This window comes from Amycolatopsis sp. NPDC051102 (assembly GCF_040682815.1).
Taxonomy (GTDB): domain Bacteria; phylum Actinomycetota; class Actinomycetes; order Mycobacteriales; family Pseudonocardiaceae; genus Amycolatopsis.
In genome coordinates, this window is sequence record NZ_JBFBBT010000013.1 from 199274 (window position 1) to 214478 (window position 15205).

At 75.0% G+C, this 15205-nt stretch carries 14 protein-coding genes; 10 read left to right on the forward strand and 4 right to left on the reverse strand.

The window, feature by feature from the left end; translation table 11 throughout:
• Positions 1 to 7: 7 nt before the first annotated feature.
• Together AB0M93_RS31595 and AB0M93_RS31600 are read right to left on the reverse strand one after the other, a co-directional pair.
• Entirely contained in the window at positions 8 to 211 is a 204-nt protein-coding gene (locus AB0M93_RS31595; RefSeq protein WP_364279984.1) for a hypothetical protein, read from the reverse strand.
• 107 nt (positions 212 to 318) lie between these two features.
• Positions 319 to 693 carry a hypothetical protein gene (locus AB0M93_RS31600; RefSeq protein WP_364279987.1) on the reverse strand — a complete coding sequence of 125 codons (375 nt, stop codon included), beginning with the start codon at positions 691 to 693 and terminating at the stop codon, positions 319 to 321.
• A 402-nt stretch (positions 694 to 1095) separates the two neighbouring features.
• Between AB0M93_RS31600 and AB0M93_RS31605 the strand changes: the two genes are divergently transcribed.
• The 9 genes from AB0M93_RS31605 to AB0M93_RS31645 all read left to right on the forward strand — a co-directional run bounded on the left by AB0M93_RS31605 (position 1096) and on the right by AB0M93_RS31645 (position 11211).
• Positions 1096 to 1932 carry a hypothetical protein gene (locus AB0M93_RS31605; protein WP_364279990.1) on the forward strand — a complete coding sequence of 279 codons (837 nt, stop codon included), beginning with the start codon at positions 1096 to 1098 and terminating at the stop codon, positions 1930 to 1932.
• Entirely contained in the window at positions 1929 to 2894 is a 966-nt protein-coding gene (locus AB0M93_RS31610) for a polysaccharide deacetylase family protein (protein WP_364279993.1), read from the forward strand. Before AB0M93_RS31605 ends, AB0M93_RS31610 begins: the two co-directional genes overlap by 4 nt.
• Positions 2891 to 4120 (forward strand): O-antigen ligase family protein, encoded by a 1230-nt coding sequence (locus AB0M93_RS31615; RefSeq protein WP_364279996.1) that lies wholly within the window; start codon positions 2891 to 2893, stop codon positions 4118 to 4120. Before AB0M93_RS31610 ends, AB0M93_RS31615 begins: the two co-directional genes overlap by 4 nt.
• Complete coding sequence (locus AB0M93_RS31620) at positions 4095 to 5153, forward strand: glycosyltransferase (protein WP_364279999.1); 1059 nt, start codon at positions 4095 to 4097, stop codon at positions 5151 to 5153. Before AB0M93_RS31615 ends, AB0M93_RS31620 begins: the two co-directional genes overlap by 26 nt.
• Complete coding sequence (locus tag AB0M93_RS31625; protein WP_364280002.1) at positions 5150 to 6013, forward strand: hypothetical protein; 864 nt, start codon at positions 5150 to 5152, stop codon at positions 6011 to 6013. The genes AB0M93_RS31620 and AB0M93_RS31625 overlap by 4 nt, the downstream gene beginning before the upstream one ends.
• Positions 6010 to 7308, forward strand: coding sequence for a glycosyltransferase 87 family protein (locus tag AB0M93_RS31630; RefSeq protein WP_364280005.1), 1299 nt, complete (start codon positions 6010 to 6012; stop codon positions 7306 to 7308). Before AB0M93_RS31625 ends, AB0M93_RS31630 begins: the two co-directional genes overlap by 4 nt.
• Positions 7305 to 8729 (forward strand): oligosaccharide flippase family protein, encoded by a 1425-nt coding sequence (locus AB0M93_RS31635; protein ID WP_364280008.1) that lies wholly within the window; start codon positions 7305 to 7307, stop codon positions 8727 to 8729. Before AB0M93_RS31630 ends, AB0M93_RS31635 begins: the two co-directional genes overlap by 4 nt.
• Positions 8726 to 9835 (forward strand): glycosyltransferase, encoded by a 1110-nt coding sequence (locus AB0M93_RS31640; protein WP_364280011.1) that lies wholly within the window; start codon positions 8726 to 8728, stop codon positions 9833 to 9835. Before AB0M93_RS31635 ends, AB0M93_RS31640 begins: the two co-directional genes overlap by 4 nt.
• Positions 9836 to 10080: 245 nt before the next feature.
• Positions 10081 to 11211, forward strand: coding sequence for a glycosyltransferase family 4 protein (locus tag AB0M93_RS31645; RefSeq protein ID WP_364280014.1), 1131 nt, complete (start codon positions 10081 to 10083; stop codon positions 11209 to 11211).
• Positions 11212 to 11233: 22 nt separating this feature from the next.
• Here the strand turns inward: AB0M93_RS31645 and AB0M93_RS31650 are convergent, their stop codons facing one another.
• Complete coding sequence (locus AB0M93_RS31650; RefSeq protein ID WP_364280017.1) at positions 11234 to 12661, reverse strand: putative glycoside hydrolase family 15 protein; 1428 nt, start codon at positions 12659 to 12661, stop codon at positions 11234 to 11236.
• The gene (locus AB0M93_RS31655) at positions 12643 to 14073 is read right to left on the reverse strand and encodes an exopolysaccharide biosynthesis polyprenyl glycosylphosphotransferase (protein WP_364280020.1); all 1431 of its coding nucleotides are present in this window, start codon (positions 14071 to 14073) and stop codon (positions 12643 to 12645) included. The genes AB0M93_RS31650 and AB0M93_RS31655 overlap by 19 nt, the downstream gene beginning before the upstream one ends.
• Before the next feature lie 275 nt (positions 14074 to 14348).
• Here AB0M93_RS31655 and AB0M93_RS31660 point away from each other — a divergent pair, with 275 nt between their 5' ends.
• Positions 14349 to 15203, forward strand: a complete 855-nt coding sequence (locus tag AB0M93_RS31660) for a glycosyltransferase (RefSeq protein WP_364280023.1) — start codon at positions 14349 to 14351, stop codon at positions 15201 to 15203.
• Positions 15204 to 15205 lie beyond the last annotated feature (2 nt).

Below are 15205 nucleotides of genomic sequence, written 5' to 3' on the forward strand. Positions count from 1 at the left end.
GTTCCGGTCAGCCGCCCTGAGCGGTCCCGCCTGCCGAGGCGCCGTTCCCGGCACAGTTCTCCGGCGACGCGCCGGCCACTTCGTGCACCGGGACCTGCATCCCGAGCACGTTGACGATGTCGACGACGATGTCGGTCGCGGAGGCAGAGCCGCCGAACGCGGCCGGCCCGGCGACCGGCGCGGTCGCACCGAACCCGAGTTGCTTGATCACGGGAAAGAACTCCTCATGGGCCCACCGTGGGAAACGGCGAAACTGTGGCACCAGGTTGCCGTTGCCGGCTTTCGAAAACCCCGGCGGCGTTCCCGCCGCCGCGGAACTCAGTTGCCCTGGCTGGTCCCACCGTCGGCGAGACCGCTCGAGGCGCAGTTGTACGGCGACTCGCCGGCCGCCTCGCTCGCGCCCGGCGACAGGATCGGCACGCCGATGCCGTTCAGCGTGTCGTGCAGCGGAACCTGGACGCCGAGCACGTTGATGTCGTTGTTGCAGACACCCAGGGTGGCCTGGACGTTGTGCAGCACGTCGGTGTTGTCCAGGTTCAGCAGGCCGACCTGGCCGGTGGAGTCGTACCCGTACCCGGGGTGACCCTGGCGGTGGCCGTGCTCGTCGGCCGGCGTGCCCGCGGACGCGATCCCGCCGGTGACCAACGCTCCGGCCGCCATGGCGACGGCGACGAAGCCGATTTTCTTCAGCATGAATTCTCCTCGATAGACAATTGCCACGGCGGCATTCAAGGCGTGTTCCGCTTGGCAGCGAAAACGTACTGAGAGCCCGGCGGCCCTTCCACCCGGATCACCGATCGTGTGGGGTGAGTGAACCGCTGACCGGGGTTCGTATAACCCGAACGGGTGGGATGTCCGGCGCGACGGCGCATCCGGCGTCGAGCACCGAGCGGCCCGGCGAACCATTATCACCCAACGTGTTCCACTCGCCAATTTAAGCTCGTCCGTCACGCTATGGGGTTGCGTCCGCTCGCCGAATCCGTTTCGGAGCGTGACGAATTCCCGAACCCCATCCTTCGAAAGTGCAAGCGCTTCGACGTTCCTACGCTTTGCCGTGGGCACCTGGTACGGGGTGCGGGACGTGAGGAGTCGTTCGTGGTGGATTACGCCGTACTCGTGGCGTCCGCGGTGCTGTACGCGGTCGGGATCGTCGCGCAGAGCGTCGCGGCCCGGCGGGCCGGGACCCGGCCGGGCGCGGGACTGGGCCTGCTGGCCCGGCTGGCCGGCGACCGCCTGTACCTCCTGGGTTTCGCGGGGCAGGCCGGCGGGTTCGCGCTTGCCTTCTTCGCGCGCGCTTCCCTGCCGCTGTACCTGGTCCAGGCCGCGTCTTCGTCGGCGATCGGGCTGGCCACCGTGTTCGGCATCGTCGTGCTCGGGTGGCGGATCCGCACGGCGGAGGCGATGACGCTGGTGCTGCTGGCTTCCGGGCTCGTCGTGCTGGCCGGATCGTCGTCGGCCTCGGTCGCCACGGACCTGCCCTTCGCCGGGATCGCCGCGCTGGCGGTCGTGGTGCTCGGGACGGGGCTGGCCATGATCCCCGCCGGCCGCGCGGGGACGTTCCTGCCGGCCGCGGTGCTGTCCGGGGTCGCGTTCGCCGTCGTGGCGGTGGCCAGCCGCACCCTGGCCCACCTCGATCTCCTTGCCCTGCCGTCGAATCCGCTGACCTGGCTGATGCTGGCGGCGGCCGTGCTCGGCCAGGCGTCGATGGCGGTCGCCCTGCAGCGCGGCCCGGCGGCGGCCGTCGTGGCCACCGCCGACGCGACGACGATCGTGCTCGCGTCGGTCACCGGCATCGCCGTCCTCGGCGACCACGTCGTCGGCGGCCGCGGGCCGTGGGTGGCGTTCGGGCTGGCCGTGGTCGTGAGCGGCGTGCTGCTGCTCGGCGTGCAGTCACGCGCGGGCGCGGGCGCTCTCGCCGGGGAAGCCGCGTGACGCCGCGGCCGCTCGCGAGCGTCTCGGTCGACCTCGACAACCTGTGGGCCTACCTGAAGACGCACGGCGATCCCGCCTGGCGCGACCACCCCAGTTTCCTGCCGTCCGCGGTGCCGCGGCTGCTGGAGATCCTCGGCGAACAGGGCCTCACGACGACGGTCTTCGTCGTCGGTGCCGACGCCGTCCGCGAAGACGGGGCCAAGGCCGTCGCCGGGATCGCCGCGGCCGGTCACGAGGTGGCCAACCACTCCTTCGGCCACGAACCCTGGCTGCACCGGTACTCCCGCGACCGGCTGGAAGCCGAGCTGAGCCGGACCGAGGACGCGATCGTCGCCGCGGGTGCCCCGCGCCCGGCCGGGTTCCGCGGCCCCGGCTACAGCGTCACGCGCGACCTGGTCGAGCTGCTCGCCGAACGCGGCTACGCCTACGACGCCAGCACCCTGCCCACGTGGGTCGGCCCGCTGGCCCGCGCCTACCACAACCGCACGGCGAAGACGCCGGAAGAAGGCGCAGGCGAGCTGTTCGGCGGCTTCTCGCGGGTGCTGGCGCCGGTGCACGCGTACCGCTGGCGGACGTGCGACGGCAGCGCCCTGGTCGAGCTCCCGGTGACGACGATGCCGCTGCTGCGCACGCCGATCCACGGCTCGTACCTCCTGCAGCTGCACGCGATCTCGCCCCGGCTGGCCCGCGGCTACTTCCGCGCGGCACTGCGGCTCTGCCTCGCCCGCGGGGTTTCGCCGTCCCTGCTGCTGCACCCCACCGACGTCCTCGGCGCCGCCGACGCGCCCGGGATGGAGTTCTTCCCCGGCATGGCGGCCCCGGGCGCCCGGAAGGTGGCTTGGCTCGGCTGGGTGCTTTCCGCGCTGCGCGAGCACTTCGACGTCGTCGGCACCGGCGAGTACGTGCGGCGCACGGCCGTGTGCCGCACCCGCCCGGTGACCCGGTTGGACGCCGGGAGATGACGGCACTCGCGGTCGTCAGGCCCCGGACCCGTGGCACGGTCCCGCTGCAGGTGCTCGCGTGCGCGACCGTCGCGCTGGCGCCGGTCGAGGGCTACCTGACGGCCGTGCAGAGCCAGCTCGGGAAGGCCGCACCCGCGCTGCTGATCTTGACCTGGCTCGTGGTGCGGCTCCGCCGGCGGCAGCTGCCCGGCCCGACGCCGCTGCACGCGGTCCTCGCGCTGCTCGCCGTGGTGCTGGCGGCGACCGCCGCCCGGCACGCGGCGGGGCCGTTCACCACGGAGTACACCGTGCGCTGGCTGCCGTTTCTGGTGGTCACGGCGGTGCTGGCGGACGTCGCGAGCCGCGAGGTGCCGGTCCGGTGGCTGCTGTTCGCGGCGGCCGCGGGTGCCACCGTCGCCGGCGCCGGGGCGCTGTTCAGCCTGATCGTCGGCGGCGAAGCCCGGGCGAGCGGCCCGCAGCCGGACCCGAACGACCTGGCCTACTTCCTCGTCGCGGCCGTGCCGCTGCTGGCGGCGCTGCACCGCCGGGGCCGGGGCGCCGTCCTGGCCGTCGCGGGCATCGTCCTGGTGGCCGGCGCGACGGCGACGTTCTCCCGCGGCGGCGCACTGGGCCTGGGCGCCGCCGCCGGCTGGCTGCTGCTGCGGCGCGTGCTGCCGTGGCGGGTGGTCGCCGCCGTGGCCGCGGCGGTCGCCGGGCTGGGCCTGGCCGCCCTGCTGTTCGCCGGGCCGCAGCTGGACCGGGCGCTGCAGGAGAAGACCTTCATCGCCGCGTCCAATGTGGACACCCGGGAGCTGCGCTGGCAGGCGGCGGCCCGGATGCTGACCGCCCACCCGCTGCTCGGCGTCGGCCCCGGCGGGTTCCGCGAGCACTACGCCGCCGAGTCGCACGACGCCGAGATCGACGAGCAGACCCCGGTGGCGCACAACATGTACCTCGAGGTCGCCGCGGAGCTGGGCCTGCCCGGGTTCGCGCTGTTCGCCGGGGTGATCGGCACCGCCGCGGTGGCGAGCGAGCGGACGGTCCGGCGGGCCGGGCCCGGGCCGCGGCGGACGGAGGCGGTGGCGATCCAGGCGTCGCTGCTGGCCGTGCTGGTCACCTCGACGTTCCTGTCGGAGCAGTACTACCTGCCGTTGTGGTCGCTGGCCGCGCTCGCCGTCGCGACCGAGATCCGGGCTCGCCGAGAAGGAGAGGGAGGCACCGATGCGGGTGCTGCACGTGATCAGTGAGATGGGGGCGGGCGGGGCGGAGACGCTCGTCGCCGGCATGGTGGACCGCGGCGAGGAGTACGGCTGGGTGTCCGCGGTCGCCAGCGCCGGCGGGTTCCGCGCCGACGCGCTGGCCGCGGCCGGCACCCCGGTGTTCGAAGTCCCGCTCGCGCGCCGGAGCAAGGCGGGCGTGCTGAAGGCGTCCTGGGCCACCCGCCGGGCGATCGCGCGGTTCCGGCCCGACGTCGTGCTGGCCCACAACGTCGGTGCGAGCCTGGTGGCGCGGCTCGCGAGCCTGCCCGGCCGGCGACGTCCGCTGCTGACGGTCTTCCACGGTGTCGCCGAGGCCGACTACCCCGCCGCGGCGCGGATCCTGCGCCGCACCTCCGGCCGGGTCGTCGCCGTCTCCCCCGCCACCGCGGACCTGCTGACCGCGGCGGGCCTGGACCGGCCGGTGATGATCCGCAACGCGGTGTTCCCCCGGCCGCCGGTGTTCGGCCGCGCGGAGATCCGCGCGTCCCTCGGCGTCCCGGAGCGGACGCCGGTCGCGCTCTGCCTGGCCCGGCTGGAACCGCAGAAGCGCCACGACGTGCTGCTGGACGCCTGGGCCGCGGTCGAGGGCGAGGCGGTGCTGTGGCTGGCCGGCGACGGCAGCCTGCGCGCGGAACTCCAGCGCCGCGGCGAGGCGATGGGCCGCCGGATCGAGTTCCTCGGCACCCGCGAAGACGTCCCGGACCTGCTCGCCGCGGCCGACGTCACGGTGCTGACCAGCGACTGGGAGGGCCTGCCGCTGGCGGTGCTGGAGTCGCTGGCGGCCGGCAGGCCGGTGGTCGCGACGGACGTCGGCGGGATCGCCGGGGTGCTGGCCGGCGGCGGCGGGATCGTGGTGCCGCCGGGCGACCCGGCGGCGACGGCCGCGGCGCTGAACACGGTCCTGTTCGACGAAGCGGCCCGGAACTCCCTTGCCACCGAAGGAATCCGGTCCGTCGAGCGGGACTACGACCCGCACACGCTGATGAAGTCCTACGACGAACTGCTTCGAGGTGCCCGATGAGATACCGCGTTCCGCGCACCGCCGTGCTCAGCGTCGCCGTGGCGCTGGTGGCGGGTGCGCTCGTCCTGCTCGTCGGCCTGACGCGCGGGGCCGAGTACCAGGGCCGGGTGAGCCTGCTCGCCACCCCCGCCGCGGCGGACGGTGCGCCCTACGGCGAAGTCGTCTCGCTGGCGTTGCCGGCGCTGGTCGAGCTGGCCCGCAGCCCGTCGGTGCTGCAGGCGGCGGCCCCGGTGTCGGGGTACGCCCCGGACGAGCTGGCCGGGCACGTGTCGGTCGAGCTGGTCCCGGCGTCCGGCCTCGCGCGGCTGTCGGTGCGCGCGGCCACGCCGGAGCGGGCGGCCGCGGCGGCGACGGCGCTCGGGAAGGCGATGATCGACGCCGATCTGCTGGCCCCGGCGGCCAAGCTGCGGACGCTGGACCCGCGGCCCGACGTCGTCACGGTGGCCCCGGACGCGGCCCTGGTGCTGGGGCTGGCGCTGGTGGGCGCGGTCGCGGCCGGCCTCGCGACGGCGGCCGCGCGCCGGTTGACGCCGGGCGGTGCGGGGCCGGGCCCGGTCCGCCGCGCACTGGCGGCGGCGGGGGTCCGCCGTCCGGTGGCCGTGCTGCGGGAGGACGACCCGGCGGCCGCCGACCGGCTGGCGGTCCTGTGCCGCGCGGCCGGGCGGCCGGTGCGCGTGCTGCCGGTGGCGCCGGAGCTGGCCGAGACGGCGGCGAAACTGGCGGCGGGCCTGCCGGACGAGCCGGGCGACGGCGCTTCGGTGGTGGCGGTGACGCCGGCCGGGCGGCAGCAGGCCGAGCTGACCGCGGCGGTCGGTGTGCTCCCCGCGGACGCGGTGCTGGTGGCGGTGGTGCTGGCATGACTTCGACGCAGGACGCCGCCGAACCGGGCGTCCCCGCGCGACGGCGACCGGCCACCCTCGCGGCCCTCACCCCGAAACAGCGGCTCGTTTTCGTCGTCGCCACCCTCGCCGGAGGCGTGAGTGCCTGGCACGCGCTCGCCCCCTCGTGGCAGGTTCCCGTGCCGACGTCGGCGAACCTCGGCGAGGAGCGGCTGCAGGACTTCCGCGACGCCCTCTACTTCCCCATCCGGGAGTTCTTCGCCGGCGGCAACCCCTACGACCCCGCGGCGATGTTCGCGCACTGGCCGGTGCGGCAGGACTTCAACCTCTACCAGCCCTACCACCTGCTCCTGCACGCCCCGTTCGCGCTGCCGGGCTACCGGGCCGGCGCCGTCGCGTTCTCGGTGGTTTCGCTGCTGCTGCTGGTCGCCCTCGCCGCGATGGCCGCGCACGCCGTCCGCCGGATCGCCGGGGTCCCGTTCGCCGTCACCACCGCCGTGGCCGCCGCGCTGCTCGTGACCAGCCAGGTCGGCAAGGCGCAGCTCTACGTCGGGCAGATCAATCCGCTGGTCGCCGTCGGCGCGGCCGGGGCCCTGCTGGCGCGGCGCGACCGGCCGGGCTGGGCCGCGGCAGCGCTCGCCCTGGCCTGGCTGAAGCCGCAGTACGGCTTTCCGCTGGCCGTCCTGCTGTTCGCCCGCGGCTCACGCCGGGTCGCGCTGACCGGCACCGCGATCGCCGCGGCCGCCAGCCTGCCGGTCGTCGCGCTCCTCGTGGTGCGCAGCGGGGGGATCGGGCCGTTCCTCGACGTCGTCGTCGCGAACCTCACCCACGCGCGCGGCACCGACTACGGCGCCGTCGATTCCCCGACGGCGCAACGCATCGACGTCGCCGCCGTGTTCTTCCGCGTCACCGGCGGGGTGCCCGCGGCCCTCGAACCGGTGGTGCTGGCCGGTGTGCTGGGTGCGAGCGCGCTGCTCGCCCGGCGGCTCACGACGCCGCTCGCCGATCTCCTGACGTGCCTGGCCGTGGTGGTCTGCGTGGTGCACCAGCCCGGCGACGTGCTGATCGCCGTCCCGTCGATGGCCGCGGTGGCCGCGCTGTGGTGGCGGCACCGCGCCGAGCCGGGCTTGGGTGCGGCCGGGCTCGCCGTCCTCGCGCTCGCCGTCCCGTTCGCCCATCTGTACACAGTGGACTCCGCGGTCGTCGCGACGCTGGGGTCGCGGGTGGCGGTCACAGTGGACGGAGCCGCGGTGGTTCTCGCCTGGGCGCTCGCGGTGTTCGCCGCGGTCCGCCTGACCCGGGTGCGGGCCGCGTGACGCCCACGCTCGGGACCCGCGCGGTCCGCGGCTCGCTGTGGCTGGGCGTGGTCAACCTCGTCAGCAAGAGCAGCCAGATGCTGGTCACGCTGGTGCTGGCGGCGCTGCTGACCGAAGGCCAGCTCGGCGCCGTGGCGCTCGCGGTGGCGCTGGTGAACCTCGGCCAGGTCGTCCAGTCGATCGGCGTCTACGACGTCATCGGCCGCACCGAACGCGATCCGCGCCGGACGGCGGGCACGGTGCTCACGCTGAGCGTCGGCGCCGGGGCCGTCCTGGCCGTGGCGCTGGTGGCCGCGGCCGGTCCGCTCACGGCGTTGCTCGGCACCCCGGACGCCGCCGGCCTGGTCCGGCTGGCCGCGCTCGGCCTGCCGTTCTCGGCGGCCGGCGGGGTGCAGATGGGCCTGATGCACCGGGAGCTGGACTTCCGGCGGCGGCTGCTGCCGGACGGCGGGAGCGCGGTCCTGGGCGCGGTGCTGACGGTCGTGCTCGCCGCCGGCGGCGCCGGGCCGGTGTCACTCGTGCTCGGCCTGCTGGCGACGGCGGTGGCGCAGCCGCTGCTCGGCGCGCTGGCCGGCGGCGGGGTGCGGCCGCACTGGGACGCGGGCGCGGTGCGGGAGGTGCTGCGCTGGGTGGCCGTGGTGGGGCCGGCCGCGGTGGTGGGCGCGCTGCTGGTCAACCTGGACTACCTCGCGGTGGGACACACGCTCGGCCCGGACGCGGTCGGCGTGTACTCGCTCGCGTACCGGCTCGCCTGGGTGCCGTACATCATGGTGGCGGTCGTGCTCGGCGCGGTCGCCTTCCCGGTGTTCACGCGCTTGCGTCGCGAAGGCCGGCCGCTGGCCGGGGCGGTCACCCGGTTCACCCGCGCGGTGCTGGTGGTGACGGGCGGCCTGTACCTGGCGCTCGCCGTCCTGGCCGACCGGGTGGTGCTGCTGGGCGGGCGCTGGGCGGGCGCGGCGGGGCCGTTGGCGGTGCTGTCGGGCTACGGCGCCGGGATCTGCCTGCTGCAGATCTGGTACCAGGCGGTGAAGGCGACCGGCCACGTCCGCCGGTACCTGGCGTTGGAGACGACGCACCTGGTGCTGCTGGCGGCCGGGCTGGCGGTGCTGACCCCGGCGGGGATCGGCGCGGTGGCCTGGGTGCAGTGCGGCGCGGCGTGGCTGGTGGTGCCGATCGCCTGGCGGGTCCTGGCCGGGCTCGGCGTGGCGCCGGTGGGAGCGGAGCTGGGCGGGACGGTGGTTCGCGTCCTGCTGGCCTGCGTGGCGGGTGCGGTGCCGGCGGTGGTGTCGGGGCGGTGGCTCGGGGATTCGTTGGCGGGCGCGCTGGCCGAAGCCGCGGTGCTCGTCGCCGCGTATGCCGGGGCGACGTTGCTGCTGCAGCGGGACGCGCTCGCGGAACTGCGCCGGGGAGGTCTGCGGTGAAGATCGTGCACGTCTCCCAGCCGGTCACCGCCGGGGTGGCCGTCGTCGTGCTGGAACTGGCCGTGGCGCAACGGGATCGGGGGTGGTCGGTCACCATCGCGTGCCCGCCGTCGGGGTGGCTCGCCGGGCGCGCCCGGGAGCTCGGGATCGACGTTCGCGGCTGGGCCGCCCGCCGCGGGCCCGGCCCCCGGTCGCTCGCCGAAGCGCTCCGGCTGCGCCGGCTCCTCCACACCCTCGACCCGGATGTCGTGCACCTGCACAGCTCGAAGGCGGGCCTCGCCGGGCGGCTGGCCGTGCACGGGAGCCGGCCGACGGTCTTCCAGCCGCACCTGTGGTCCTTCGAGACCGCCGACGGCCCGCTGCGCCGCGCCGCCGCCGCGTGGGAACGCTTCGCCTCCCGCTGGACCGACCTGGTCGTCTGCGTCAGCGACGACGAGCTGACCGCCGGCCGGGCGGCGGGCGTGACGGCCGAGGCCGAGGTGGTCTGCAACGGCGTCGACACCGGCCGGTTCGTCCCGGGCGACCGGGCCGCGGCGCGCCGGCGGCTCGGACTGCCCGAACGGGCGCCCCTGGCCGTCTGCCTCGGCCGGCTGGCGGAGCTCAAGGGCCAGGACCAGCTGCTCTCGGCGTGGCCCGCGGTCCTCCGGCGGCTGCCGGACGCACAGCTGGCCTTCCCCGGCGACGGCCCGATGGGCCCCGTCTGGCGCGAACGGCACCCGGTGGCGGGCCACGCCTCGGTCCGGTGGCCGGGCCACACCGACGACCCGGCGACCTGGTACACGGCCGCGGACGTGGTGGTCCTCCCCTCCCGCGCGGAGGGCATGGCCCTGGTGCCGCTGGAGGCGATGGCGTGCGCCCGGCCGGTGGTCGCGTTCGACGTGGGCGGAATGCGCCAGAGCGTCGCGGACGCGGGCGCGGTCCTCCCACCCGGCGACCTCGAAGGTCTCGCCGACGCCGTCGCGACGCGCCTGGCCGACCCCGCCCTCGCCCACCGCGAGGGCGAACGCGGCCGCCGCCGGGCGGAACTGTCGTTCGACAGCGGCCGGATGACCGACCAGGTCACCGCCCTGGTCGACAAACTCACCCCCTCGGAGCGACTCACATGACCTGCCCCGGCCGCTCAGCAGCCGAGCACGACCACCGTCGGACGACCGACCAAGGCGCCACCCACGCCGGCGAACTCACCCCGCCGGAGCGGCTCAAGTGACCCGCCTCGCTCGCCCCCAAACCGCACACGACCACCACCGGACGACGGACCACGGCGCCGCCCTCGTCGGAAACTCACCCCGCCCGAGCCGCCTCCCATGACCCGCCTCGCCCGCTCACCACTCACCCCGTCGGAGCGCCTCCCATGACCCGGATCGCCTTCCTCCTCACCCAGGACCGGGGTGGCCCGGTCGACGTGACCGTCCGGCTCGCCGCGACCCTCGCCGCCGACGGTCTCGATGTGCGCGTCTTCGGGCCCGTGCCCGCGCGCGGCGCCGCCTCGCTCGACGGCCTGCACGAGGAACTCGCGGTACCCGGCAAGGAAGACCTCGCGGCCGCAGGCCAGGCCCGGGCGGCCATCCGCGCGTGGCGGCCCGATGTCGTCCACGCTCAAGACCGCCGCTCCGGGCTGGTGGTCGCCGGCCTGCGGTTCGGGCGCGGGCCGCGGCCCGCGCTGGTGCAGACCTACCACGGTGTGCCCGATGACGTCGCCGAGCCGTGGTTCCGCGGTGCGCGCGGCGCCGGCGGGCCGTCGGCCTACACGCGGACCGTGCTCGCGGCGGACGCGCTGGTCGCCCGCGTGCTGGACCGCACGGTCGTGCCCGCCGAGGCGATGGGGACGTTCCTGCGCCGCCGGCTGCGGGTGCCGGCCCGGCGGCTGGTGCACATCGACAACTGCGTCTCGGCCGCCGAGCCGGTGCCGCCGCGCGGGCCGGTGCGGCACCTCGTCTTCGCCGGGCTTCTGGTGGAGCGCAAGGGGATTCTCGACCTGCTGGCCGCGCTCGCCCGGCCGGGCGTGTGGCCGGCGGAGGCCCGGCTGACCGTCGTCGGCGACGGGCCGCAGCGCGCCGAGGCGGAACGGGCCGCGCAGGCGCCGCCGCTGGCCGGGCGCGTCACGTTCCTCGGGTTCCGGCCGGACGTGCCCGCGCTGCTCGCCGCGGCGGACGCGCTCGTCCTGCCGTCCACCATGGAGCAGCAGCCGCTGGTGGTGGCCGAGGCGATGGCCGCGGGGAAGCCCGTGCTGGCCACGGCCACCGGCGGGGTCCCCGCCATGCTCGACGTCCCGGGCGCTCCGGCGTTCCTGGCCCCGCCCGGTGACGTCCCGGCGCTGGCCGAGCGGCTGCGCGCGCTGTTCGCCGAACCGGACCCCGGCCGGCTGGGCCGGCTCCTCGCCGAACGCGCCCGCGCGCGTTACCGCCCGGACGTTTGCGCCCGCCATCACCTGGCTCTCTACGACCAGCTGACCGGAGTGCCCCGTCCGGCCCGCCACGCGTGATGCCGCGTACCGGGAGGGTCGGTCACCGGGCCCAGAGCCTGCCGATCCGGAACTCGTCGCGGCTGATCCGCCAGGCGCGGGCCATCACCTGGGGCGGGTCGACGAGGATCGCCGCGTCCGCGGCTTCCAAGGTGAGCGGCGGCACGGTCGTCGGTGAAGCCGAGGTCGACGACGAAGTGGAAGCAGGCGTCGAAGTCGAAGTAGGCGTGGACGGCGAAGTCGAAGTCGGCGTCGAAGTGGGCGTCGGCGTCGGTGTGGATGTGGGCGGCGGGAGGCCCGGGAGGACGAGGCCCGGCGGCGGGGTGACCGTCTGCGTCGACGCCGTCGTGTTCACCGCTATCCAGCCGTGGGTGAACGTCCGGGACCAGACGCCGTTCGACAGGCGGCTCGCCGCGTCCACCGCTTCGCCCAGCCCGCTGTCCTGCAGCGACGACCACTCCGGGTTGCGGTAGTCGTCGGTCGTCGCGCGGGTCCAGCACGTGCGGGGCCCCGCGAGCAGGGCCGCACTCGCGTAGCCCGCCCGCTCCTCCCGCGCGTTGTGCGTCCGCGTCACCAGCAGCAGCATCGACTCGCCGAGGGCCGCCTGCGCGCGCAGCTCCTGGAACTCGTTGCCGCGGAAGGTGAGCAGCCCGCCGCTCCCGCCGTTCTCGCGGAACCCGAAGTTCTCCTCCATCGCGCCACCGAAGCGGGAGTGCGCGGTCCAGCGGCCCGGCACCAGGTGCGTCTCGGACACGTTGGGCACCAGCACCTTGTTCGCCTTCGTGAAGGCGTCACCCGCCCGGGACAGGAAGGCGTCCAGGCCGTCGCGGAGCTTGCGGTCGGTCTCCTCGACGTTCGCCGTGCCCGCCAGCACCGCCTGCGAATAGTGGCTCAGCGAGTTGAAGTCGTTGTCCGCGAGCACGCCGTCCCAGCCCTCGCGTTTGACCTCCGTGACGACGGCGTCGGTCCACGCCTGCTGGTAGTCCGGGTTCCACACCGTCATCTGCCAGTGCTTCGGGTAGCCCTGCCACTCGATGCGCCGTCCGTTGACGTCCAGGGCGAACCAGTCCGGGTGGTGCTCCTGCGCGGCGACGTAGCCGATCCCGCTCGGCAGGTACACCGCGTCCTGGCCGCCGTCGACCGCGCCCGGGTAGTTGCGGGTGCTGGACAGGTCCTTGTACACCAGCACCTGCACCCGCGGGTTGAGCTGGTGCAGGCGCCGCATCGCCGCGCCCTGGTCGGCGTTGAGCACGACGACCTGGTAGCGCCGGGCCGCGGACTCGATCTCCGCGGACGTCGGGGGCTTGCCGATGCCGTACCACCACGCGCACGGCGCCAGCGGCTTCGGCGGCGGCGCCGAGATCTCCTGCGCCGCGCTGGAGGCGCACCCGGTCAGGCAGCCGGCCAGCAGCACGGCCACGGCCGTCCAGCGCGCCGCCGGGCGCCGGCGCCTCAGCGTTGCCTGCGGCACAGCAGTTCTCCCACCGTGAGGATGATGATCTTGACGTCCAGCCACAGCGACCAGTTCGCGATGTAGTAGTTGTCGTAGCGCGCCCGGTCGGCGATGGAGGTGTCGCCGCGCAGCCCGTGCACCTGGGCCAGGCCGGTCAGCCCGGTCGGCACCCGGTGCCGCGCCCAGTACAGGTCGTGGACGGCGGAGAACTCGTGCACGAACACCGGCCGCTCGGGGCGCGGGCCGACCAGGGACATGTCCCCGCGCACGACGTTCCACAGCTGCGGCAGTTCGTCCAAAGAGGACCGGCGCAGGAAGCGGCCGACCGGGCCGACCCGGTGGTCGCCCACGACCGACCAGCGCGTCTGCGAATCGTCGACGGCGGCCTGCCGCACGCTGCGCAGCTTGTAGAGCACGAACGTGCCGCCGTCCATCCCGACTCGCACCTGCCGGAAGAAGACCGGGAAGCCGCTTTCCGCCGCCACCGCGAGCGCGCAGACCGCGATCACCGGGGCGAGCACGACGAGCGCGGCCGCGGCGAGCGCGGTCTCGATCGCGCGCTTGACCCACCAGCTCGGACGGCGGGTCGGCGCGCCGCCCAGCCACACCAGCGGGTAGCTGCGGAGCCGGTCGACGCCGGGGCCGTCCGGGCAGAGCTCGAACAGGTGCGGCAGCACCAGCGTGACGCACCCGAGCCGGTGGGCGGTGATGGCGGCGTCGACGACCGCGCCGTCCCCCTCGTCGGCCGGGGCGAGGATCACCGTGCCCGCGCGCAGCCGGGTGATGGCCCCGGTGAGGTCGCCGTCGATCCGCTCGACCGGCAGGCCCGCCGGCACCGGGTCCGGGCCGGACGCCGCGACGCCGACCGGGAGCAGCCCGAACTCCGGGTGTTCCAGCATGGTCCGCACCAGCTCGCCGCCGATCCGGCCGGAGCCGACCACGACGGCCCGGTCGCAGCGGCGCAGCCGGCGGCGGCCCCACCGGCCGAACGCGAACACCGCCGGGCGGACGGCTTCGCTGACCACCGCGAAGCACAGCACGACCTCCTGCATCCGGGCCGTGTCGTCGCCGTCCACCCCGGCCAGCAGGCCGGCCCCGGTGACGAGCGCGAACGCCAGCGCGGTCGCGGTGACCGAGCGCGGGAGGTCCTGCAGCCAGGAGAGCCAGAGGCGGCGGCGGTGGACCCTCGCGGCCACCCGGGCCCCGGCGAGGGCCACCGCGGTCACCGCCGCGTACGCCGGGCCGGGCCCGGCCCGCAGCACCGCGGTCAGCCAGGCGGCGCCGTCGACGGCGGCGAGCAGCACGGCCACGGCGTTGACCCGGGCCAGGAGCGGGCGGGTGCGGACGGCGTCGCGCGGCCGGGTGCCCGGCCGGGTGCGCCGCGGCATCGGCACCGCTTCGGAGACGACCGTGTCCCTGAGTTCAGTCACCGGTCTCGACCTCTGCTTGACATGAGGGTTCCATTCTCGCTTTCTTCACGACTCAGCCATTCGAGGCAACACCGGCACTTTCGAGTGAATTTCTTCGACAACCCCGGGAAAGCCACCCGTTCGATAAGCATGAGCCACCCGATCCGGTGATTTTCGGGAACAGCAAGTAGTTCCGAACACGCCCATCCTTCCGGGGGACTTCCGCGGCCACTAAAGAAACCACACAACATAGCCGAATAGCTTTCGACGGCCGCACGAAACCCGATTCCGGCCGGGTGACGAACACAGACGAGCACTACCAGACGAGGGGAACCGTGGCGCGCGAAGAAACCACCCTGGCCACACTGTCCGAACCGGACCGCACGGCGGACCGGACCGGCGGGCGGGCGCACGTCGTGCTGCCCGCGTTCAACGAAGAAGCGTCCCTGCCGCCGCTGCTGCGCCGGCTCGCCGACGTGGCCCGCACCGAGGAGGTCACCGTCTGGGTGGTCGACGACGGTTCGGCCGACGCCACCGTCGCCGTGGCCGAGTCGGGCTACGGCGGGCTCGACGTCCGCGTGGTGCGGCACCTGGTGAACCTGGGCCTCGGCCGCGCGGTGCAGTCCGGGCTCCGGGCGGCGCTGGAGGAGGCCGGCCCCGACGACGTCGTCGTCGTGATGGACGCCGACGACACGCACGACCCGGCGCTGATCCGGGAACTGCAGGCGGAGATCACCGCCGGCGCGGACGTCGCCATCTGCTCCCGGTTCGTGCCGGGCGGCGACGACCGGACCGCCCCGTTCGGGCGGCGGCTGCTGTCCCGCGGCGCGGCCCAGCTGTTCCACCGCGCCCTCGACGTCGACGGCGTCCGCGACTTCACCAGCGGCTACCGCGCCTACCGGGCGTCGCTGCTGGCGCGGGCGTCGGCGCACTGGGGCGAGCGGCTCATCGAGGAGCAGGGCTTCGCCTGCATGGTGGAGCTGCTGCTGAAGCTGCGCCACTGCCGGCCGGTGATCACCGAGGTCCCGCTGGCCCTGCGGTACGACCGCAAGCAGGGACCCAGCAAGCTGAAGCTGCGACGGACCGTCGTGCAGTACCTGAAACTGCTCGTCCGCGACCGGCTGAGCCCGGCGCCCTACCGGAAGCTGTGACA